The sequence below is a fragment of the Paenibacillus polymyxa genome (assembly GCF_018614975.1).
Taxonomy (GTDB): Bacteria; Bacillota; Bacilli; order Paenibacillales; family Paenibacillaceae; genus Paenibacillus; species Paenibacillus polymyxa_E.
The window spans coordinates 393,094-414,613 of the sequence record NZ_JAGGNR010000008.1 but is presented as its reverse complement, the minus strand read 5'-3'; the positions used below and the strand labels follow the sequence as shown (position 1 = coordinate 414,613).

Genomic DNA, 21,520 nt, shown 5'->3' with positions numbered 1-21,520 from the left:
ATGAGCAAAACACAGTACGCAGCTGACATCTTGAAGGAGCTGGAACGTACGTTAAGCCAGATCGACGATGCAGAGATGCAAGCAATGGCTGAGCACATTCTGGCTGCGGAACAGATTTTTGTAGCAGGAGCAGGCCGGTCAGGACTTATGGGGAAGGCTTTTGCCATGAGACTGATGCAGATGGGGCTTCGTGTATATGTGGTGGGCGAAACCGTAACACCTGGGATCAGCTCGAAGGATTTCCTCTTGCTGTGCTCTGGCTCAGGAGAGACAGGCAGTCTGGTAGCCATGGCTCAGAAAGCTAGTCAAGCTGGTGCACCTGTAGGTCTCATTACGATTAAGCCAGAGTCCACGATTGGGAAATTGGCAACTACGGTAGTGCGTCTCCCGGCTTCAGCCAAAGAGGACACAGCAACTTCCGGAGCGGCAGTAACCATTCAGCCGATGGGCTCGTTGTTCGAACAAGGACTGTTAATCGGCATGGATGCTCTCATCCTTACGATGATGGAAATGAAGGGTATGACCGGAGCGGATATGTTTGGTCGCCACGCGAACCTGGAATAGTGAATAGATGAAAGACCGGAATCCTTTGATTATGAAGGGTTCTGGTCTTTTCTGTGATACATAGTCATTCATCTGTATAGGTTTTATCCGTGATTTTCAGTTAAACTTTGCATCCCGACCAGGCTGTAGTAGAATTAATAGATAGCTGTATCGAATGAATGTACTTATTACATCATGCATGGAGCGGAAAGCTTACCTCGTGTGAAGTGTCCCCGTGATATGTGTAATATACGCGATATAAGATTGAAGATGAGGGGGCTCGGAGCCATGGCAGCCGAAGTCAAGGAACGAATTAATCTGAAAGAAATCAACTGTGAGAAGGAATTGACCCTTGCGGTGATTGGTGGCAAATGGAAACTGATTATATTGTGGCATTTGGGTCTGGAAGGCACCAAACGTTTCAGTGAGTTGAAACGTCTAATCCCTCATATCACCCAGAAGATGCTGACTAACCAGCTACGTGAGCTGGAGGAAGACAAGCTGATTGAGCGTAAGGTATATGCAGAAGTACCTCCTCGAGTGGAATATACGTTGACAGATCACGGTCAGAGCCTGATGCCTGTCCTGCACGCGATGTATAACTGGGGTAAAAACTATGGCGAAAATGTAATCTGGAAAGAAAGCTAAATAAGTAAGTTCTATAATGAACCGCCGGGTAAATGGATTCTTCCATTACCTGGCGTTTTTTTTAGTTACTTTCAAACCATGGTCAGTGGATTAATAGTTTACTCCAAACGTAGCGGGCAGAAATAGACTTAAGAAGCGAAGCGTTCGCCTTTATCAACGGATTTTCACCTTAATAAAAGTGAATCAAAAAATCCGGGGATAACAGCGATCGAAAGGCTATTCTGCCAGCGGAGTAATACGGAGTACTCCGTTTGTCTGCTCTACCATAAATCCATACCAAAAGTCTCATTGTTCGCAGATGTCATGTATAGATAAGCAGAATATGATACGATGAGAGATATTGGAAATGCAGGGAGGGTGACAACTAAAGATGGAAAAAATACGTACACGTGCTGAGGTAGATCCAGAAACGACTTGGAATCTGAGAGACTTGTTTGCAACCGATGTAGAGTGGGAGCAGGAGCTTCGATTACTTCCTGAGGCTGCTGCCCAGATCGAAACGTTCAAAGGACGACTGGGTGAAGGCGCTGAACAATTGCTGGCTTGTCTGGATGCGCGTGAAGCTTTGCAGGAGCGGATCGGCAAGACGGCTTCTTATGCCCGCCTGAAGCAGTCAGAGGACAGCACCAATCCGGTGAATATTGAGAATTCAGCTAAAGCAGGAGATATTCTATCAAATCTGTCGTCGTCCTTGTCTTTTGTCAATTCGGAGATCGTTGATCTGCCGGAAGGAACCGTTGAACGTTACCTTGAAGAACTTCCGGGATTAGAGCCGTATGCGCGCAGTTTGGAGCGTTTGATTCGAGAAAAAGAACATCGGCTTACGCCCGAGACCGAGAAGGTACTCGCTTCACTTGGAGAGGTGCTGGATTCGCCATATCGTATCTATCTGCGCGGTAAACTGGCAGACATGACGTTTGACGATGCTCTTGATGGAGAGGACAATAATCGTCCACTGTCCTGGTCATTCTATGAAAATAATTATGAGATGTCGTCCGATACAAAGCTGCGTCGTTCTGCTTATGCTGCATTCAGCTCGACATTAAATGAATACAAAAATACGTTCGCAGAAGGTTATGCAACCGAAGTGAAGAAACAGGTTGTTTTATCCAGGCTGCGTGGTTACGACGATGTTACAGATATGCTTCTCAGCCCACAGCAAGTGAGCAAAGAGATGTACAATAATATTCTGGATATTATCCAGCAGGAACTCGCACCTCATATGCGCAGACTGGCGGCTCTCAAGAAACGTGAGCTGGGTCTGGACAAACTGATGTTCTGTGATCTGAAGGCTCCGCTTGATCCTGAATTTAGCCCTGCCATTACATATGATGAGGCGTGCACACTCATTCGAGAAGCACTTGATGTACTTGGGCCGGAGTATGGGGAGATCGTAGAGCGCGCATTCAGTGATCGCTGGGTGGATTACGCAGATAATGCAGGCAAATCCACAGGGGCATTTTGCTCCTCTATATATGGTTCACACTCCTATATCTTAATTTCATGGGCGAACAATATGCGCGGAGCATTTACACTTGCCCATGAAGTGGGGCATGCAGGCCACTTCATGCTTGCGGGACGTTACCAACGGCTCACGAATACAAGACCATCTCTTTATTTCATTGAGGCACCATCGACCATGAATGAAATGCTGCTGGCAGACCATCTATTGAAGCGTTCCGATAATCCGAGAATGCGTCGCTGGGTCATTTTGCAACTGTTGAATACGTATTACCATAACTTCGTTACACATCTGCTGGAAGGGGAATTACAGCGCAGAGTGTATGCACGCGCAACCAATGATGAGCCCATTACGGCGAAGACGTTAAGTCAGCTCAAAGGAGACATCCTTTCCGAATTCTGGGGACCTGATCTGGTAATTGATGAAGGGGCCAAGCTCACGTGGATGAGACAACCTCATTATTATATGGGTCTGTATCCATATACCTATGCGGCAGGTTTGACAGCTTCCACAGCCGCAGCACAGCAGATCCGGGAAGAGGGACAGCCTGCGGTAGATCGCTGGCTTGATGCACTCAAAGCTGGTGGAAGTCTCACACCGCAGGAGTTAATGAAGCTTGCGGGTGTGGATATGTCCGGACCTGAGCCGATTCGCTCTGCGGTTGCTTATGTCGGCAGTCTGGTCGACGAACTTGAACGTCTGTATTCCTGATCTGGTTCATATAGTATACGGACAAGGCAGAACGGGTTGTCTGCATGCACCGCCTTCCTTGCGTGGGGGCGGTGCATCTTATTTTGCAAGGGGAAAGGAACGATGATGAATGGCGTTAACGAGCGTGTCCTCATCGATGGGCCAATTAAGCGTGGACGGCTTTGGTGTGTTTGACGACATGAGTGGAGTACCGGGTTTTGAAGGCAATCAGGGTGGTTTTTTTTCCGGATTGAATGAGTTTGGTGCCATGGGTGCGTTTGTTTCCATTTTTATTGGTGCCGTATTCCTTATTGTTGCGGGTGTGATTGTATATGCCATCATCTCAGGGGTACGCACGTGGTCATCGAATAACGCAACGGCCTTGTTAACCCTGCACTCAACGGTGGTGGCCAAACGAACGGAAGTTTCAGGTGGAAGCGGCGATAGCAGTGCGACGACCCGGTATTATGTTACATTTGAATTCGACAACGGGGGGCGTAATGAACTGATCGTTGGCGGAAACCATTATGGCATGATGGTGGAAAATGATCGAGGGATGCTGACGTATCAGGGCACACGCTTCAAGCATTTTGAGAGAGATGTACAGCCCCAGTCGGGGATAAGCAAAGGCCAGTTTTATACGTAAAAAAAGAAATGCGGCTCCTCCCAAGTGGGAGAGAGTCGTTTTTAGTATACCCAAAAGAAAGAAAAACCGAAGGGTATTCAAACGCTTACAATGGTGATATACTCGTAAAATAAAGTAAAACAGTATTAAACAAAAACAAACAAACAATAAATACAGAATAAAGTACAGGGTTACGGTCTGAATCAAGTGATACCGTTTGGAAAACAGGATTGGTTAGAAAGGTTGGTGAAGCGCGGTGAGTGTGCTGGCTTATGATTTGGGCGCTGGGAGCGGGAGAGCGCTACTGGGACAGCTGAATGATCGAAGGATCGAAACGAGCGAAATTCATCGGTTCAAGAATGAACCAGTGAAGGTTGGCGAGCGGATGCACTGGGATATTCTGCGATTGCATCATGAATTGTTGCAAGGGCTTACGCTTGTGAAACAGCAGGGAGAAAAGCCGGAGAGCCTGGGGATCGATTCCTGGGGCGTTGATTTTGGTCTGCTTGGCAGTAATGGTGAGTTGCTTGGTAACCCGTATCATTACCGTGATACACAGTTTAACGGCATGATGGATCAGGTACGCCAAGAACTGAGCTCTCAGCGAATCTTCGAACGTACAGGAATTCAGTTTCTTAGTTTTAATACCCTGTATCAATTGGCGACGCTAGAGCGTAGCGGTTCCCCGTTACTTCATGAAGCAGAGCGTTTTCTCATGATTCCGGATTTGCTACGTTATTTCCTGACCGGCGAAGCCGTGAATGAGTTCACCAATGCAACCACAACACAAGTATATAATCCATTGGCGGGTCAGTGGGACAGTGAGTTGCTGGCACATATTCGCATTTCGGAGAAATTGTTCGGTGAAGCTGTGCTGCCAGGTACCCGTGTTGGACAATTGCGAAGCAGTATCTGTAATGATCTGGGACTTTCCCCGATCCCCGTGATCGCAGTTGCGGAGCATGATACGGGTTCAGCCGTTGTGGCTGTTCCTGCAACGGAACGTTCATTTGCTTATCTGAGTTGTGGAACCTGGTCCCTGATGGGCACGGAGATAGATCATCCTGCGATAAGTAGCCAGAGTCTGGCCTTGAACTTCACGAATGAAGGCGGGGCGGGCGGAACATTCCGTCTGCTTAAGAACATTATGGGTCTGTGGATTTTGCAGGAAAGCATGCGGGAGTGGGACCGCCAAGGGCAGGGAATTAGCTATGATGCGTTATTGGCAAAGGCGGAACAGGCACCCCCATTTGCGAGTTTGTTTGATCCGGATGATGAACTGTTCATGCCAGCAGGGGATATGACGACCCGAATACGTCAGTATTGCCGTGATACCGGGCAAGTGGTACCAGAGGATCAGGGGGCTATTGCCCGGGCAATTCTGGAGAGTTTGGCATTGAAGTATAGGAGAGTCCTGGAATGGACGGAACAATTATCGGGACAGACGTTCAACGGATTGCATATGGTCGGTGGAGGCATCCAGAACCGCCTGTTATGTCAGTGGACTGCAAATTCCATTGGCAAGCCGGTATGGGCAGGTCCGGCAGAGGGAAGTGCCATCGGGAATATGGCTGTGCAATGGATGGCGAGCGGAGCTTTTAAAGATATCTGGGAGGCACGTAAGGTCATCCGTGATTCATTTCCGGTAACTGTATATGAGCCGCAGGACAGGTCCATTTGGGAAGATGCTTACGGCAGATTTCTGCGTGTGACGGCTTCATCTAATTCACAAGCGGGGAGTGAGGTGTAACATGCTGGCAGCCGAGCGGTATGACCGAATTGTGGAGATGGTGAACGTAAAGGGCAGTATGCGTGTATCTGAGCTTAGTGAGCGCTGCCGGGTGACGGAGGAAACCATCCGGCGGGACCTGGATCGGCTGGAACAGGCAGGACGACTGCGTCGCTCTCACGGTGGTGCAGTGAGCGTGAAGGAAGATCAACCGGAGATCCCTTACCGGATCAGGGAGACAACCCATGCGGAAGAGAAAAAGCGGATTGCACAAGCGGCTCTGGCGATGATCTATCCGGGTGATCGCATTCTGTTGGATGCCAGCACAACGGCAGGTTATATGGCAGCGAACATGCCGGATTTTCCGCTGACGGTTTTAACCAACTCGATCAAAATCGCCACAGAACTCAGCAGCCGTGACAAGGTTGAGGTCATCTCAACAGGGGGCCAGCTGGCATCTCGCTCGTTGTCTTTTGTTGGGCCGCTCGCGGAGCGTTCTCTGGAAACGTATCACGTGGATAAAATGTTCATGTCGTGCAAAGGTGTACATCTTGAAGGCGGCGGAATCAGTGAGTCCAATGAACTTCAAGCAAGGCTGAAGCAGAAGATGGTTGGCATATCCGATCAGGTCATCTTACTTGCAGATGCCAGTAAATTTGGCGTTCGTGCCTTTGCCCGGGTATCCGGGTTAAATGCAGTCCATACGATCGTTACCGATCAGCCATTGGAGGCTGAACAGACAGACCGTTTGAGCGGATACGACATTGGCATCATTACAGTTTAAGCTTTTACTAGTTATATTTATTTCTATAAATTGAACTAAATCAAAAATCTGGGGATAACAGCGATCGGAAGGTTATTCTGTCATCGGAGTGTGCAGTGTAAATATACTTTAGTCAATTCATCTACTAATCAGTTAATAGGAGCGTGTAATTATGAAGGTCTCCTTATTCATTACCTGCCTCAGCGATGCCATCTATCCCCGAGTCGGGGAGGCTATGGTCAGATTACTCGCTGCTCATGGCGTTCGGCTCGATTTCCCGCCGGTTCAGACCTGCTGTGGTCAGCCTTCCTACAATAGCGGGTACTGGGATGAGACTCGGGTAGCAGCCAAGACAATTCTTGAAGCGTTCGACGACAGTGACTTTGTTGTGTGTCCTTCGGGATCTTGTACGTATATGATTCATCATTATCCCGAACTGTTTGCGGATGAACCGGTATGGTTGGAGAAGGCAAAACGACTGGAAGCCAAAGCCTATGAATTCACTCAATTCCTCGTTCAGGTACTCGGGATAACCGATCTGGGTGCACATTTTCCGCACAAAGTAACCTATCATCCATCTTGTCATGGCACCCGTCTGCTGGGCGTGAAGGATGAACCGATGGCATTGCTATCCCATGTAAAAGGACTGGAATTGGTTCCACTGCCGTTTGCTGAGGATTGCTGCGGGTTCGGGGGCACATTTGCCATTAAAATGTCCGATATTTCGGGAGCGATGGTGACGGAGAAGGTCGATCATGTCAAAGAGACACAAGCTGAAGTGCTGGTTGGTCTGGACATGGCCTGTCTGATGAATATCGCAGGTAATCTGCGTTATCGGAATGAGCCAGTGCGTGTGATGCATCTGGCGGAACTACTGTATGAGGGGGTGCAAACAGGATGAGCCAACCGGGAGTGATGGATACTACGGTCAAAGAGCGTGCCGGACTGGCCTTGAATGATGATTTTCTGCGTAAAGCGGTCAAATTCACCACAGAACGATTGCGTAACGGGAAAAAGTCGGCCTCAGAAGAACATGGAAACTGGGATGAATGGCGGGAACGTGGACGTCAGATTCGTCTGCATACCATTGCGTATCTTGATTATTATCTGAATGAATTCGTTAATAATGCTCGCGCGAATGGGGTTCATATTCATTTTGCGGATACATCGGTGGAAGCCGCTGCGATTGCCCTGGATATTGCGGCGCACAAGCAAGCTTCTACGGTGGTGAAATCCAAATCGATGGTGTCGGAGGAAGTGCATCTGAATCATGTGCTGGAGTCGGCGGGCATTGAAGCCATTGAGACTGACCTTGGTGAATATATCATTCAGCTGGCAGGCGAAGCCCCATCTCATATTGTCATTCCAGCGATCCATAAGAACCGCTATCAGATCGCAGAGTTGTTATCAAAGGAAGCGGGTGAAATTCTGGAGCCGGACACAACGGTACTTGCCGGATTTGTTCGCAAAAAGCTGCGTGAGAAATTCCTCGAAGCAGATATCGGCATGACCGGCTGCAATTTTGCAATTGCAGAGACAGGTTCCATGGTCTTGTTCGAAAATGAAGGCAACGCGCGCATGGTATCCACTGTTCCGAAAACGCAGATTACACTCATGGGTATGGAGCGGATCATCCCGTCGTGGACGGATCTGGAGGTTATGGCAACCTTGTTGCCGCGCTCCGCAACAGGTCAGAAATTAACGATGTATATGTCAGGCATCACAGGTCCTCGCCGCACAGCGGATGGAGATGGGCCGGATGAAATGCACATTATTATCGTGGACAACGGTCGATCCTTACAACTCGGTGATCCCGAATTCCAAGAACTGCTGAATTGTATTCGCTGCGGCGCGTGTTTGAATGCTTGCCCGGTATATCGCCATATTGGAGGTCATGCCTACGGCGGAACCTATAGTGGTCCGATTGGCGCGGTACTGACACCTGCACTCAATGGCAACATTGATGAATGGAACGATATTGCGGGTGCTTCGAGTCTGTGCGGAGCCTGTTATGAAGCATGTCCAGTTAAAATTCCATTGCATGATATGCTCGTTTATTTACGCAGGCGTAAAGTGGAAGACGGCCATGGAAACAAGATGGAAAGCATGGGCATGAAGGGATTTGCCGCTGTTGTATCCAATTCCAAACGCTTCAGTGCAGCCATACGTCTCGGACAGATCGGGCAGAAGGCAGTTGTACGCAACAACGGTATTTCTCTCAAGCTGGGTCCTCTCAAAGGCTGGAACAATTATCGGGTTGCGCCAAGTCTCGCCAAGAAATCATTCCGGCAGCAATGGAACAAGCTGGATCAGGAACTGAACCAGGAGCAACCGGCCATGGATTCTTCCGTTCGCAGCCGTATGGAGCAGATTATTCGTGAACGAGAGGAAGGGGAGGGTAAGCATGGTCACTGAACATCAGCAATGGCTTGCACAATTGGAGAAGAAGTCCATAGAGAAACAGGAGCAGTTCATGAACGACATTGCTTCGAAATTGAGAAGACCAAGGCAACGCCATGCGCCGACCCAACCCTTTCGGGGAGCACCCGACTTTTGGACAGAATTGGAATGGGATGAAGAGAAGCGTATTCAAGCTTTTACCGATAACTTTGTGAGTGTAGGCGCCCACATTGCCCGGGTTCAGAACATGGAAGAAGTGTCCCAATTTATTGCCACCAAATCTCATGAGCTGAGTGCCAAATATATCATTCGTCAGAATGAACAGGCGTTACAGGATCTCAGATTGGAAGAGCAGTTACCGGGTGTAAAAATCTCAGTGTGGAATAGTCAGGCGAATGAGAACTGGAAGGCTCGGGCAGCTGAGGCGGATATCGGTGTGGTCATGGCGGATTATGCGACAGCATACACAGGCTCGGTTACTGTGCTTTCTTCACCTGAAAAAGGTCGTTCAGTCAGTCTCTTGCCTACGGTACTCATCATCATTATTCCAGTAGATCGACTGTACACCAGACTGGGTCAGACACTGGATCGATTTGATGAAGCGGGAAGAGAGAATCTTCCGGCAGGCATCCACTTTATTTCCGGGCCAAGCCGCTCTTCCGATATTGAAAATGATTTAACCATTGGGGTACACGGACCAGGCGTTGTATATGGTTTAATTATAGGATAACGGTGTGATGAGCGTGAAGGGCATCATGATTTTGATAACTGTCCGAGATGCAGTATTTGACTGCTAAGGGCAGTTTTTTATTTTTTTATTATAGTTAAAAACTATTAGAATTATATTGATTATATATTTCACCTATTAATGATGGGAGTGTATAATCCATCTCAAGAGAGAATTCATATGAGATAAAAAGAGAAAGAGGAGGATGAATACAAATGAGTATATTTTCTTACCAAGTTCCTTTTATGGATAGACACGAGGGTGATTTTGCTGCTTTTAAAGGGAAGGTTCTGCTTATTGTGAATACAGCAAGTCGGTGCAGCTACTCCCGGCAATTCAGTGAACTTCAGCAGATGTATGAGAAATATGGGGAGCAGGGGCTGGAGATTCTGGCGTTCCCGTGCAACCAGTTTAACGAGAAAGAACCTGGTAGTAACGTTGAGATTGCCGAGTATTGCAGGAGTCAGTTTCAAATATCCTTTCCGATCTTGGAGAAGGTTGAGGTTGTTGGGCAATCGATGCATCCTGTATTCCGTTATCTGATTGAAGAAGCGCCATTTCAAGGTTATGATCTGGATACGCAAGAAGGACAGTGGATGGACACCTTTGTGAAGGAGAAGCATCCAGAATTGTATCAAGGAGACGGGATCAAATGGAATTTCACTAAATTCCTGATTGACCGCAATGGAAACGTCCATGGCCGTTATGAAACGACAGTTGCTCCATTAGAGATGGAGTCGGCTATTCAGTTTCTGTTAAAGAAATCATAAGTATACCTTAATCCCTGTCCTGAGGTCCTATGACTTTGGGACTGTTGAAGATTAGAACTGGAAATGTTAGGGTAAAAGAAGATAACGAAGTCCTTCATTTTTTTTAATCAAAAATGACCAATATACCATTTCGGTCAGTTGGTTCTTTAATGGTTTTATCGTTATCTGGATGAAATATGAAAATGTGCAAAAAATAACTTGAATCTGTTGATCTGAAGAGTAAGTGTAATCGAGTTTGTAGTCACGTCATTATTTTTTAGTTGTAGAACTCTTAACTTGGGAAGAAGGAGTGAGCGTCATGCCACCAATTTCAGTGCCTCAACCGAAAACCTTTGGCCCACTGGGTAATTTGCCGCAATTGAACTTTGAAGAGCCGGTGCAATCCCTGGTGAAACTTGCTGAAGAATATGGACCGATCTTTCGTATGGAGTATCCCGGGCGAAGTGAATTGTATATTTCCGGTCACGAACTGGTCGCCGAGGTAACAGATGAATCCAAATTTGACAAACGTGTGTGGGCACCTCTTGCTAAGGTTCGTGCTTTTGCGGGAGATGGACTATTTACGAGTTGGACTGAAGAACCGAATTGGAAAAAAGCCCATAACGTACTGCTGCCAAGTTTCAGTCAACGTGCCATGCAGGGATATCACAACAAAATGATTGACCTGGCTGTGCAGCTGGTTCAGAAATGGTCACGCTTGAACCCTGATGAGACGGTTAACGTTCCGGATGATATGACACGTCTTACGCTCGACACGATTGGACTCTGTGGTTTCAACTATCGGTTTAACAGTTTCTACCGGGAAGAACCACATCCATTCATTACGAGTATGGTTCGGGCGTTGGATGAATCCATGAGTTCATTGCAGCGACTGCGTCTGCAAGACAAGCTGATGATCACCAAAAAGAAACAGTTTGAACAGGATATCCGTTCGATGTTCTCGTTGGTGGATCACATCATTGCTGAGCGCAAAGAGAAACCACAGGAAGGCGCAGATGATCTGTTGTCCCACATGCTCAGCGGCAAGGACCCGGAGACAGGAGAAACGCTGGATGATGAGAACATCCGTTATCAGATTATTACGTTCCTGATTGCTGGACATGAGACCACAAGTGGACTGTTATCCTTCGCCGTCTATTATCTGATGAAGAATCCGGATACGCTGGCTAAGGCCCAAGCAGAAGTGGATCAGATTTTGAAAGATCCGGTTCCAACGTACAACCAGGTTCGCAATCTGAAGTACGTTCGCATGGTTTTGAATGAAGCATTGCGGTTATGGCCAACGGCCCCGGCATTTTCCCTGTATGCAAAAGAGGACACGGTACTTGCGGGTCAATATCCTTTGCAAAAAGGAGACAGCGTCAGTGTACTTATTCCCAAGTTGCATCGCGACCGCGAAGCCTGGGGAGATGACGTAGAGGAATTCCGCCCGGAACGGTTCGAGGATCCGAGCAAAGTTCCGCATGATGCCTATAAACCTTTTGGTAACGGTCAACGGGCCTGCATTGGTCAGCAGTTTGCACTTCAGGAAGCAACGCTGGTACTGGGCATGGTGCTGAAGCATTTTGACTTCATAGATCATTCCGATTATCAGTTAAAGGTGAAAGAAACACTGACGCTTAAACCGGATAACTTCACAATTCGTGTACGTGCGCGTGGGGGGCAGCCAGTCATGGCCGTTCCGGGTGTAGCGGTCGAAGAACCTACGCCAGTTGCCAAAAGAACGGAGCCGGATGCAGCAAATGCCCACCACACACCGATGCTTGTTCTGTACGGTTCCAATCTGGGTACCGCTGAAGGCATTGCACGTGAAATTGCGGATACCGCCAGATATCAGGGTTTCCGGAGTGAGGTCGCTGCGCTGGATGATCGTGTTGGCAAACTGCCAAAGGATGGCGCCGTTATTATTGTCAGTGCATCCTATAATGGTCAGCCTCCAAGTAATGCCAAAATGTTCGTTGACTGGATTGAACATGCGGATGCCAATGAATTCAAAGGGGTGCGTTTCGCCGTTCTTGGATGCGGTGACCACAACTGGGCCAGCACCTATCAGCGTATTCCGCGGTTAATAGATGAACAGTTATCTTCCAGAGAAGCAGAGCGGTTATCGCCGCTGGGTGAGTCAGATGCTAGCGGAGATTTCGAGAAACAGGTGGGGGATTGGACAGAACAATTATGGCCGGATCTCGCACGAACCATGGGACTGAAACTAAACACAAGCTCCAATAGCGAACGCAGCTCACTATCTGTACAGTTTGTCAGTGGGCTCGCCGTAACACCGCTTGCGGATACGTATGATGCCCATGTGGCAGAAGTGCTCGAGAACAGGGAGCTTCACGACGCGGGCAGTGAACGGAGCACATGTCACCTGGAGATCAAATTGCCTGAAGGCATAACCTACAAGGAAGGGGATCACCTGGGCATTCTGCCGCAGAACCCACCGGAGCTGGTGGAACGTGTACTTCGTCGATATGGATTTACCGGAACGGAGCATCTCGTTCTGGATGCATCGGGTCGCAGTGCCGCACATTTGCCGCTGCATCAACCGGTGAACCTGTATGATCTGCTCAGTCATAGTGTTGAGCTTCAGGAGGCGGCAACTCGTGCGCAGTTGAGAGAAATGGCAGCATACACAGTATGTCCACCGCATAAGAAGGAACTTGAAGCACTGCTTGATGAATCTGTGTATATGGATGAAGTGCGGAACAAACGGATCTCCATGCTGGATTATCTGGTGAAATATGAGGCATGTGAACTGCCGTTTGAGCGCTTCCTTGAATTACTACCTTCATTAAAAGCCAGATATTATTCGATCTCCAGTTCACCGCGTGTTCAACCCGATCAAGCGAGTATTACGGTGAGTGTAGTGCGTGCCCCGGCATGGAGTGGGCAGGGAGAATACAAAGGTATTGCCTCCAACTATCTGGCTAACCTGAAGTCGGGTGACGAGATCGTCATGTTCACGCGGACACCGGAATCCGGGTTCCAACTGCCGGAGGATGCACAGATTCCCGTCATCATGGTAGGTCCGGGTACAGGTGTGGCCCCATTCCGAGGTTTCTTGCAGGCAAGGCATGTATTGAAGGAACAAGGTCAAGAGCTTGGCGAAGCCCATCTGTACTTTGGATGCCGGAATCCCGAGCATGATTATCTGTACAAAAATGAATTGGAAGCAGCCCAGCAAGAAGGGCTTGTGAAGCTTCATACGGCGTTCTCCCGAGTGGATGGGGAAGAAAAATGTTATGTACAGCATCTGATGAGAGATGATGCCCGTCATCTGATACCTTTGCTTGAAGAGGGTGCGCATCTATATATCTGCGGTGATGGCAGCAAGATGGCACCTGATGTGGAAGCTACACTCCAGCATGCATACGCTGAAATTCATGGCAAATCCGCCAAGGAAGCAGAAGACTGGCTTAATCAGCTTCAGCAGGAAGGTCGTTATGCCAAGGACGTATGGACAGGCATCTGATATACACATGTGAAGAGTCAGCTTGATCAGTAACTGGATGAGCGGTGAGATACAGAAGCAGTTCTGTTCTCACCGCTTTTTGACATAAAATGATTCTTCAGCAGATGAGTGGGTGCATGGGTTATAATGAACCATTGGAAGGGAGCACCCGTATGCAGACATTTGGGAACCGTTGTATGGCTTGCGAAAAGAACCGGCTTTACTTCCGCCTACAAGGCCGTTTCAGGTTTTTTCTTCCGGTGGTTGGCCGATAAATCGACTCGACGCTGGAGAGAGGAAATAATATACGGGAAGGGACTCTGCCTTTTCCCTGGAGTTCGAGATAATCCAGTCCCACACCCACAAGTCTGATATTGTTAAATGCATTCCTGGAAGGGAACGTCGTGCGGATTCCCACTCTGATGCCACGCCGTGTTCGAGGAATATCAAATACCCGAATGGAATTCAGACTGAGTGGAATGAATAACTGCCGGTTTACTTTGATAAACTGCCTTGGATAGACACGACGAATACGTCCCGGTTCCAACCCGGAGAGTGGAGTATTCAGTTCTGCAAGGTGCCCCTGGAGTTCTGCCAGACGTTGCTGAAGTGTTTTTCCAGTATGGAGATGCTGCCAGCTCATAAGTATTCCTCCGTTCGCCATTTGTACCTAGTATATGAAGGAACGGGGTAGGATGGTGTGTGTTTGATAGCCCATGTTCGTTACGGCTAACGGGGTTTCATTTTATAATAGAGGAGTGATTCAAATGATCGTAGAGATGTATAAAGATCTCATTCAGGATGAGCGTGGCAATTATTATCTGGCAGTACAGATGGATGGTAATGAGCTTACGCTCGTTAATGCATTCGTAGAAGCGGCATTCACACCTGAACTGATCTACAATGAAGAGTTTCGTACCAAACATAAAGAGATGGAAGGCGGGTTTGTAGGCAAAATTGCGATGGACCTGCTAAGGCATGATGTGGTCATGGGGATGAAGCAAATCGACCGCAAACTGTTGAACTTGTCGGATGTGGAGCAGCAGTTCACGGTAAATTATATTGATACGATTGAATTTTATCGTCACCCGGCGTGGAACCGGAAGGTGTGAGGAGAAACTCATCTCCTCTGTAACCAGATAGAGGGTTCTTCTCCAATCCGGTTGGCCATGATCTTACTTATACCAGCAACAGAATATATTGAGATGAAAAAGCGCAAGTGCAGGGCAGTAAGCCTTCACAACTTGCGCTTTTTGGCATATATGGTCACCGACGTGGGAGACTTAGAAACGAACCAGATTATTGACGTTGACAGGCAAGCCCGTGGCGATGGCGCGATTGGCGGCAATACCCGTCAGAATGGATCTGGCACCGTCCACGTGATTAGCAGCGCGATGGAACGGATCTTCTACAGGCTCTCCAAACAGATCATTCAGCAGAACCGGGTCACCTCCGCCATGTCCACCTGCTTTTTCTTCCACTTCAACCTCATATGGCGCATCAAACATTGGAAGAACCCGCAACGTTTTACCGATCAATGCACCTTCCTTACTTTTATCACCCAATGAATTGACATAGGATTGCTCCACAATGTTCATTTCAATCCGCCCTTTGGTGCCATTAATAGCAATGCGATAACCTTCCCATGGCTGGTAGGCAACGAGGGAGTACGTCAGAATGGCTTTGTTCTGATACTTCACAAGAACACCCATCGTATCCTCAATGTTGATGCCATCCCCAAATACGCTCTGATCCCGCTGGTAACCATCTTCGGATTCGGCATCCAGATACATGGACTTCAGATGAGCATCCGAATCCAAATGCAGTGCAAAAGGATCTTCCTTCGCGACCGGGTTGCCGGTTGCTCGATTGTAGAACTGCGTTACACCGCGTTCTTCTGCGTTTTCTCTGCCGTAATACATCAGATCACCAAATGCAAACACGGTATCCGGTTGCGAGCCAATCCAGAAATTCACCAAGTCGAAGTGATGGGTGGATTTGTGCACGAGCAGTCCGCCGCTATTACGCTTGTCCCGATGCCAACGGCGGAAATAATCTGCCCCGTGGCGGGTATTCAGCAGCCATTCGAAGTGAACGGAAGTGACTTTTCCAATGGTATCATTCAGAATAAGTTCCCGTATTTTAGTATGGTGCGGTGCATATCGGTAGTTAAAGGTGACTCTGACGTTCTGGCCAGTCCGCTTGACGGCATCCAGAATCTCCTGACATTTCTCCTCATCGATGGTCATCGGTTTTTCGGTGACAACGTCACAACCCAGTTCCATCGCACGAATGATGTACTTGTGATGGGTGCGGTCAACACTCGTTACGATGACATAGTCAGGCTTCTCGTTCTTAATCATCTGATCAAACTGATCTGCAGGATAAGTGGGTACCTCGGGATAATTGTACTTTTCCTTCAATAGTTGATTCGCGTAATTCATACGGACTTGATTTATATCACAAAAGCCGACAAGCTCGGAAGTATCCCTGTAATCCCGGGTCAAAGCACCATAAAAAAATTCGGCGCGGCCGCCAGTTCCAACTAATACATAACGTTTCTTGTTACTCATGTCTATCGCCTCCTTGAATATAGCTCTACACTATAACAAGGGAGTACTTCTTTCGCCGCATTTTATGCGTAACCGCTTTCAAATGCCGCATATTTTGCTATAATTTATGAAAAGGAGAGAGGGCAACATGACAGAACCTTTCAGTGCAGATTTTCATGATCCCTCGGATTTACTGCACATTGAATATGATCGTCGTATTGGATATTTCTCGATGACGGATGACCATCTGCATGATCATTATGAGTTGTATTACCTGTTGTCTGGCGAGCGTATCTATTTTATCAAGGACCGGACCTATCGGGTAAAGGCTGGCGATCTGGTATTTGTTGACCGAAATACGGTTCATAAAACATTAGAGAGTGGCATGCCTGACCATGAACGAATGGTGCTGTATTTGAAGCCTGAGCTTTTTGCAGACATGGCTATTTCAACGGAGTTAGTTGAAGCCTTGAAGGAACCCTTCTGTTGGGAGATTCCTATTGTAAGGTTTCCTTCACAGGTCACTGAGGTTCTAGAACGGATGGTTAGCGAAATGGTGGATGAAATGCTTTGTCCTCAACCTGGAAGCAATCTGTTGCTCCGTCACCGGGCTATTGAATTGTTGCTGCATGCCTATCGTAATCAACACTTGGGCAGGTTAAGCTCCGATGATCGTGAGCCGGTTCTTCATCCCAAGACACAGGCAGTTGTACGTTACCTGAATGAGAACTATCAGAAGCCACTGACATTACCGGAGGTGGCGGGTATATTCCGCATTAGTCCCCATTATCTGAGTCGATTGTTCAAACAAACGACGGGGTTTACCTTCAGTGATTATCTGAATCTGCTACGGGTGAAGGAAGCACAGCGTTTGCTGCGAGAAAGTGAAGAATCCATAACGGACATCGCCTGGCTTGCGGGATTCAGTAACTTCTCCCATTTTGGCAAGATGTTCAAGCGTACCGTTCAGGTATCACCAAGAGTCTATAGGCAGGAATACAAGGAATCGGGTTCCGTGAGGACCGTAAAAGAGGGAGAGAATGAACGATGATTGAAGCGAGATTGAATGAACTGGGGATCATTTTGCCACAGGCCAGTGCGCCCGCAGCGAAATATGCCAATGCCGTTATTGTGAATGGAATCATGTATGTATCCGGGAAAGGACCTGATACCTCCGAACGCGGCAAACTGGGATCAGACTTCACAACAGAGCAGGGATATGAATTTGCCCGGAATGCTGGATTGGAGGTGCTCGCTGTTATTCGAGACGTGCTGGGTTCACTGGATCGGGTGAAGAGAGTCGTTAAAGTGCAGGGCTTCATTAATGCGTCCGCTTCATATCAGGAGCATCATAAAGTGCTGAATGGGTTCTCGGATCTGATGATGGAGGTATTCGGGGATCAAGGGATACACGCCCGTTCGGTATTCGGTGCAGTGTCTGTGAGGGACAACTTGCCGCTGATTATTGATTCTATTTTTCAAGTGGAGGAGTAGGTATAACGATGACAGAATCGTCTTCATTTAATCCGATCATGCTAACGATACCCGAGAGCTTCCATACGGAACGCCTCACAATTCGAGCACCTCAGTGGGGGGACGGAGCGGCTGTTAATGAAGCGGTCCGTGAGAGTGCGGAGCAGCTGCGGTTATGGTTACCTTTTGCCGAGAAAATCCCTTCATTGGAAGAGTCTGAAAAGAACGTTCGCAAAGCAAGACTGAAATATCTGGAACGTACCGACATGATGTTACATTTGCGTGATAGACATACTGATGATTTCGTAGGCAGCAGCGGGTTACATCGCATTGACTGGAATGCACGCTGTTTCGAGATCGGTTACTGGATTCGAACATCGCGAGCTGGCGAGGGTTTGATGACAGAAGCGGTGAAAGGCATTGAGCAATTCGCCATTACTCATCTGGAGGCGAACCGGCTGGAGATCCGCTGTGATGCCCGCAATGTGCGAAGTGCCAAAGTAGCCGAACGAGCGGGTTATACGCTGGAAGGTATACTGCGCAAGATGAGGCGTGACAGCACAGGTACGCTGGTCGATTGTATGGTTTTCTCCAAAGTCAGAGGCAGTGAGTTCGAGTAAAAGAAGGGTAGGTATGAGAGCGAATCGATCAAGGAAGAACTGCGGAAATCTATGGGTATTCGAACGAGTACATATTGAAGTTATATCGAATGAGTTTTCCACTCGAAGCAGTCCAGAATGAATACAACATTGCCTGATGAACAGCAGATCTGTCATGGCGATCTTCACCCCGATAATGTTATGCTCAGTGAGGCTGGCGATCCATACTGGGTCATCGATTGGATGACTGGCATGTCGGGGTGATCGTGCGGGTGATGTGGCTCGAAGCTGGGTAATATGAATGAGCGGCACTTTGCGGAGGATACAGAGCCAGCTATACAATAGTTCAACTTCTATAAACGAATCTAATCATTTTATATAAAAAGGGTAGAGAAAGAGAGGAGACGAATTCATGCTGCATTCATTAAAGGCCATCCAATCATACAAGTCAGGTAACAAGCCGAAGGCCCAGCAACAATGGCTGCAACTGCTGGCAGCAGCAGAGAAGCCCCATATTAACCTCGAACGTATTCATTCCATTGCCGAACTTGAGGGAACAAATCCGGTGCTGGACTACACCGAGCGCACACTTCACGTGCTGGAGAAGCTTCAGGTTTCTTTTTGGGTGCGAGAAATTCTGGAGGAAGTATTAATCTGGTCAGAGACGGCGAAGGCCGGATCATTGGAGCAGCGGCGGGTATGGCAAAAGCGGGGCGTTAACTTGTTTGTACACAATGTGGGGTCCGCTCAGTTATATGATCTATACGCAGGAGTAGAGCATCTGGATAATGACATCGGTAAGACCAAGGAGACGAGTATAGATCAACCTGGTTCTCCGGGCGATGCCTTAAGTAAGAATGCGGATATAAGCGAACATACTGCGCCGACTTCACACACACCAAGGCATGAGATTACACGTACTCTAATTGCTACGCATGGACTTATCGGTCAATACATACGCGGAGAGATTCCATTTGCCGAGAATGCTAAGCTTCACGCCTTGATCGTCAAAGGATGGCTTACTATAGATGAACTGCACACCATACTGATGGTATTAAATGAGTGCATTATCGCAGGTGTTGATCCAGCGTTATGGAATCAGGTTCAGGCTGAAGTACAACGAATTGTAGGCTGGATTATCGCCGGACCCGATCATGAGGACTGGAGCGTGAAGGAACGGTTATCCCGCTTAAGAAGTTCATCCATTCGGCAGGGAGAAGCTATGGATACGGCTTACGCCAAGCTCCAAACGGAACTGGATCTAGAACAGGCGCTGGCTCCGCTGGCTCATCGCACATTATGGTATGTGGAGTCGGCTATGCAGGATTTTTCGCTGCAGGAGATGGTGAAAGTGTTCCTGTTGACGCTTCGCAGCGAGAGCATGCATCCTACATCCATGGAGAGTCGATCTGAGATCGTTCGCCATATCAGCTTCGAACCATTGATGAATACGATGTATTACGACTACAAAGGGGTCAAGAAGCTAAATATTTACAAGAAACGAATGATTGAAAAGTATTTGGAACAGTATTCGTGGGAACAGATTGTGTCAGGGGAGCAGATCGTCTATCCCCATCTAACACATCGCATTGAACGTCATGCGGATCTGCCGGATACATTGTTTGTGACATTTGAATTTTCTCCAGCGGCTGAGAAGCTGATTGCATTCTGTATTGAAGCAGAAAAGTCGCCGTTATATGAGAAGGCTGTACTGCTGTTATTTGATCTGTTCGGATTGCGCCGGGATGCCTATGACCGTTTCCACAACGAAGAGACGTATTTGTCTGATATGAACAGCTCCGGTGATTACAAAAAAGTACTGCTCGACTATATCGTTGGTAAACGGGTACTGGATATTGGTCCAGGTGGAGGAATTCTGTTGGATCTGATTGAGCAGGAAAAACCGGAAGTGGAGCCGATTGGTATTGATATCTCAGCCAATGTCATTGAAGCGCTGGAACGCAAAAAACAGCGTGAAGGACATCGCTGGCAAGTGATGAAGGGCGATGCCCTGCAACTGGAGCAATATGTGCAGCCGGGCACAGTAGATACGGTTATTTTTTCATCCATTCTGCATGAATTATATTCCTATATTGAACTGGACGGTCGAAGATTTAATTCCGATACGGTTGTGGCAGCGCTGAGAAGTTCATTCCGTGTGCTGTCACCTGGAGGAAGAATTCTGATTCGGGATGGCATCATGAGTGAGCCGGAGGCACAGAAGCGCCGTATTCGTTTCCTGGAAGCGGATGGGATGCGCTGGCTGGAGAGGTATGCAGAGGATTTTCAGGGACGTGTGATTCAATATGAGCGGGTCTCAGACAATGAGGTCGTATTGCCGATCAACGATGCGATGGAATTTCTCTACACTTATACGTGGGGGGAAGAGGCATACGTCCATGAGATTCAGGAACAGTTCGGTATATTCACGCCGACAGCCTATGAGAACTGTATTCGAGAAGCGCTGGGTGAAGAAGCCGAGATGATTACGTTCGAACATTTCCTTCAGGAGGGGTACACGGAAGCACTTGGAGAACGATTGATCTTCATGAAGGAAAATGGTGAGCCTGCGCCTTTGCCAGACAGTACCTGCCTGATTGTCATTGAGAAGAAAGGGTTGGCGGATGGAGGATGAGCGAGGCCAGTACGTTTTTGTATTTTGTCAGACATGCGGAGTCACGGTATGTTGAAGGACAGGAACGCGAGCGTGGACTAACAGAGCAAGGTCATCAAGATGCGGGAACGGTTGCCAGTCTGCTCCATGGGGAGCAGATTCAACTGTTCTATTCTAGCCCTTACAGGCGAGCGGTGGATACGATTCAGATTCTGGCAGATCGGTCAGGTGGAATTGTGGTGACAGAGGAAGATTTACGTGAACGCCAGCTGCTGGAAAGTTATCATCAAGGTAGGTTGCCCCTGCGATAAGCGGGGGAGGACCAACAGGGTTGTTTCGTTTGTATAAAAAAACAGCATCAAATGTACATTGTGGGTCGGCTGAGGCATAAGGTACAATTCACCTAAGCAATCGATGAGAATGATAATCATTATATGTGATACATTCTCACGGTTACATCAACAGATCATATAG

The 21,520-nt window shown here is 48.0% G+C and carries 20 protein-coding genes; 18 read left to right on the top strand and 2 right to left on the bottom strand.

Features of this window, described 5'->3' with window-relative positions; genetic code table 11:
* From hxlB to J7E78_RS05110, 11 genes are all read left to right on the top strand, one after another.
* Nucleotides 1–564 (top strand): 6-phospho-3-hexuloisomerase, encoded by a 564-nt coding sequence (hxlB, locus tag J7E78_RS05160; protein ID WP_047842632.1) that lies wholly within the window; start codon nucleotides 1–3, stop codon nucleotides 562–564.
* Nucleotides 565–831: 267 nt separating this feature from the next.
* Entirely contained in the window at nucleotides 832–1,191 is a 360-nt protein-coding gene (locus J7E78_RS05155) for a winged helix-turn-helix transcriptional regulator (protein ID WP_062833989.1), read from the top strand.
* Nucleotides 1,192–1,561: 370 nt separating this feature from the next.
* A complete protein-coding gene (pepF, locus tag J7E78_RS05150) occupies nucleotides 1,562–3,364 on the top strand; it encodes an oligoendopeptidase F (protein ID WP_215075244.1) in 1,803 nt (600 codons plus the stop codon).
* A gap of 109 nt (nucleotides 3,365–3,473) precedes the next feature.
* Nucleotides 3,474–3,989 carry a DUF2500 family protein gene (locus J7E78_RS05145; protein WP_251034827.1) on the top strand — a complete coding sequence of 172 codons (516 nt, stop codon included), beginning with the start codon at nucleotides 3,474–3,476 and terminating at the stop codon, nucleotides 3,987–3,989.
* A gap of 235 nt (nucleotides 3,990–4,224) precedes the next feature.
* Nucleotides 4,225–5,718 carry a rhamnulokinase gene (locus J7E78_RS05140; RefSeq protein WP_215075243.1) on the top strand — a complete coding sequence of 498 codons (1,494 nt, stop codon included), beginning with the start codon at nucleotides 4,225–4,227 and terminating at the stop codon, nucleotides 5,716–5,718.
* Nucleotide 5,719: 1 nt separating this feature from the next.
* Nucleotides 5,720–6,481, top strand: coding sequence for a DeoR/GlpR family DNA-binding transcription regulator (locus J7E78_RS05135; protein ID WP_215075242.1), 762 nt, complete (start codon nucleotides 5,720–5,722; stop codon nucleotides 6,479–6,481).
* A gap of 151 nt (nucleotides 6,482–6,632) precedes the next feature.
* Nucleotides 6,633–7,361 (top strand): (Fe-S)-binding protein, encoded by a 729-nt coding sequence (locus J7E78_RS05130; RefSeq protein ID WP_215075241.1) that lies wholly within the window; start codon nucleotides 6,633–6,635, stop codon nucleotides 7,359–7,361.
* Entirely contained in the window at nucleotides 7,358–8,875 is a 1,518-nt protein-coding gene (locus J7E78_RS05125) for a LutB/LldF family L-lactate oxidation iron-sulfur protein (protein WP_215075240.1), read from the top strand. The genes J7E78_RS05130 and J7E78_RS05125 overlap by 4 nt, the downstream gene beginning before the upstream one ends.
* Complete coding sequence (locus J7E78_RS05120; RefSeq protein WP_215075239.1) at nucleotides 8,865–9,590, top strand: LutC/YkgG family protein; 726 nt, start codon at nucleotides 8,865–8,867, stop codon at nucleotides 9,588–9,590. Before J7E78_RS05125 ends, J7E78_RS05120 begins: the two co-directional genes overlap by 11 nt.
* A 212-nt stretch (nucleotides 9,591–9,802) precedes the next feature.
* Nucleotides 9,803–10,357 carry a glutathione peroxidase gene (locus tag J7E78_RS05115; protein ID WP_215075238.1) on the top strand — a complete coding sequence of 185 codons (555 nt, stop codon included), beginning with the start codon at nucleotides 9,803–9,805 and terminating at the stop codon, nucleotides 10,355–10,357.
* Nucleotides 10,358–10,655: 298 nt separating this feature from the next.
* Nucleotides 10,656–13,829 (top strand): bifunctional cytochrome P450/NADPH--P450 reductase, encoded by a 3,174-nt coding sequence (locus J7E78_RS05110; RefSeq protein WP_215075237.1) that lies wholly within the window; start codon nucleotides 10,656–10,658, stop codon nucleotides 13,827–13,829.
* 199 nt (nucleotides 13,830–14,028) lie between these two features.
* Here J7E78_RS05110 and J7E78_RS05105 read toward each other — a convergent pair whose 3' ends face one another.
* Nucleotides 14,029–14,451, bottom strand: a complete 423-nt coding sequence (locus tag J7E78_RS05105; protein ID WP_215075236.1) for a hypothetical protein — start codon at nucleotides 14,449–14,451, stop codon at nucleotides 14,029–14,031.
* A gap of 124 nt (nucleotides 14,452–14,575) precedes the next feature.
* Between J7E78_RS05105 and J7E78_RS05100 the strand changes: the two genes are divergently transcribed.
* Nucleotides 14,576–14,920, top strand: coding sequence for a hypothetical protein (locus J7E78_RS05100; RefSeq protein WP_215075235.1), 345 nt, complete (start codon nucleotides 14,576–14,578; stop codon nucleotides 14,918–14,920).
* Between the two features lie 171 nt (nucleotides 14,921–15,091).
* Here J7E78_RS05100 and J7E78_RS05095 read toward each other — a convergent pair whose 3' ends face one another.
* Nucleotides 15,092–16,381, bottom strand: coding sequence for a Gfo/Idh/MocA family oxidoreductase (locus J7E78_RS05095; RefSeq protein WP_215075234.1), 1,290 nt, complete (start codon nucleotides 16,379–16,381; stop codon nucleotides 15,092–15,094).
* A 127-nt stretch (nucleotides 16,382–16,508) separates the two neighbouring features.
* On the opposite strand from J7E78_RS05095, the gene J7E78_RS05090 reads away from it, so the two are divergent.
* The 6 genes from J7E78_RS05090 to J7E78_RS05065 all read left to right on the top strand — a co-directional run bounded on the left by J7E78_RS05090 (nucleotide 16,509) and on the right by J7E78_RS05065 (nucleotide 21,357).
* Entirely contained in the window at nucleotides 16,509–17,411 is a 903-nt protein-coding gene (locus tag J7E78_RS05090; RefSeq protein ID WP_215075233.1) for an AraC family transcriptional regulator, read from the top strand.
* Nucleotides 17,408–17,854, top strand: coding sequence for a RidA family protein (locus J7E78_RS05085; protein ID WP_215075232.1), 447 nt, complete (start codon nucleotides 17,408–17,410; stop codon nucleotides 17,852–17,854). Before J7E78_RS05090 ends, J7E78_RS05085 begins: the two co-directional genes overlap by 4 nt.
* A gap of 8 nt (nucleotides 17,855–17,862) precedes the next feature.
* On the top strand, nucleotides 17,863–18,453 hold the full coding sequence (locus J7E78_RS05080) for a GNAT family N-acetyltransferase (protein WP_215075231.1): 591 nt from the start codon (nucleotides 17,863–17,865) through the stop codon (nucleotides 18,451–18,453).
* A 117-nt stretch (nucleotides 18,454–18,570) separates the two neighbouring features.
* Nucleotides 18,571–18,696, top strand: a complete 126-nt coding sequence (locus J7E78_RS05075) for a phosphotransferase family protein (protein WP_215075230.1) — start codon at nucleotides 18,571–18,573, stop codon at nucleotides 18,694–18,696.
* A 148-nt stretch (nucleotides 18,697–18,844) separates the two neighbouring features.
* A complete protein-coding gene (locus J7E78_RS05070) occupies nucleotides 18,845–21,067 on the top strand; it encodes a class I SAM-dependent methyltransferase (RefSeq protein ID WP_215075229.1) in 2,223 nt (740 codons plus the stop codon).
* Entirely contained in the window at nucleotides 21,064–21,357 is a 294-nt protein-coding gene (locus J7E78_RS05065) for a histidine phosphatase family protein (protein WP_215075228.1), read from the top strand. The genes J7E78_RS05070 and J7E78_RS05065 overlap by 4 nt, the downstream gene beginning before the upstream one ends.
* Nucleotides 21,358–21,520: the final 163 nt, after the last annotated feature.

What these genes read in the sequence shown, in the direction of transcription:
- hxlB (WP_047842632.1), top strand. Translation starts at nt 1, where the DNA reads ATGAGCAAAACACAGTACGCAGCTGACATCTTGAAGGAGCTGGAACGT.
- J7E78_RS05155 (WP_062833989.1), top strand. Translation starts at nt 832, where the DNA reads ATGGCAGCCGAAGTCAAGGAACGAATTAATCTGAAAGAAATCAACTGT.
- pepF (WP_215075244.1), top strand. Translation starts at nt 1,562, where the DNA reads ATGGAAAAAATACGTACACGTGCTGAGGTAGATCCAGAAACGACTTGG.
- J7E78_RS05145 (WP_251034827.1), top strand. Translation starts at nt 3,474, where the DNA reads ATGGCGTTAACGAGCGTGTCCTCATCGATGGGCCAATTAAGCGTGGAC.
- J7E78_RS05135 (WP_215075242.1), top strand. Translation starts at nt 5,720, where the DNA reads ATGCTGGCAGCCGAGCGGTATGACCGAATTGTGGAGATGGTGAACGTA.
- J7E78_RS05130 (WP_215075241.1), top strand. Translation starts at nt 6,633, where the DNA reads ATGAAGGTCTCCTTATTCATTACCTGCCTCAGCGATGCCATCTATCCC.
- J7E78_RS05125 (WP_215075240.1), top strand. Translation starts at nt 7,358, where the DNA reads ATGAGCCAACCGGGAGTGATGGATACTACGGTCAAAGAGCGTGCCGGA.
- J7E78_RS05120 (WP_215075239.1), top strand. Translation starts at nt 8,865, where the DNA reads ATGGTCACTGAACATCAGCAATGGCTTGCACAATTGGAGAAGAAGTCC.
- J7E78_RS05115 (WP_215075238.1), top strand. Translation starts at nt 9,803, where the DNA reads ATGAGTATATTTTCTTACCAAGTTCCTTTTATGGATAGACACGAGGGT.
- J7E78_RS05110 (WP_215075237.1), top strand. Translation starts at nt 10,656, where the DNA reads ATGCCACCAATTTCAGTGCCTCAACCGAAAACCTTTGGCCCACTGGGT.
- J7E78_RS05105 (WP_215075236.1), bottom strand. Translation starts at nt 14,451, where the DNA reads ATGAGCTGGCAGCATCTCCATACTGGAAAAACACTTCAGCAACGTCTG.
- J7E78_RS05100 (WP_215075235.1), top strand. Translation starts at nt 14,576, where the DNA reads ATGATCGTAGAGATGTATAAAGATCTCATTCAGGATGAGCGTGGCAAT.
- J7E78_RS05095 (WP_215075234.1), bottom strand. Translation starts at nt 16,381, where the DNA reads ATGAGTAACAAGAAACGTTATGTATTAGTTGGAACTGGCGGCCGCGCC.
- J7E78_RS05090 (WP_215075233.1), top strand. Translation starts at nt 16,509, where the DNA reads ATGACAGAACCTTTCAGTGCAGATTTTCATGATCCCTCGGATTTACTG.
- J7E78_RS05085 (WP_215075232.1), top strand. Translation starts at nt 17,408, where the DNA reads ATGATTGAAGCGAGATTGAATGAACTGGGGATCATTTTGCCACAGGCC.
- J7E78_RS05080 (WP_215075231.1), top strand. Translation starts at nt 17,863, where the DNA reads ATGACAGAATCGTCTTCATTTAATCCGATCATGCTAACGATACCCGAG.
- J7E78_RS05075 (WP_215075230.1), top strand. Translation starts at nt 18,571, where the DNA reads ATGAATACAACATTGCCTGATGAACAGCAGATCTGTCATGGCGATCTT.
- J7E78_RS05070 (WP_215075229.1), top strand. Translation starts at nt 18,845, where the DNA reads ATGCTGCATTCATTAAAGGCCATCCAATCATACAAGTCAGGTAACAAG.
- J7E78_RS05065 (WP_215075228.1), top strand. Translation starts at nt 21,064, where the DNA reads ATGAGCGAGGCCAGTACGTTTTTGTATTTTGTCAGACATGCGGAGTCA.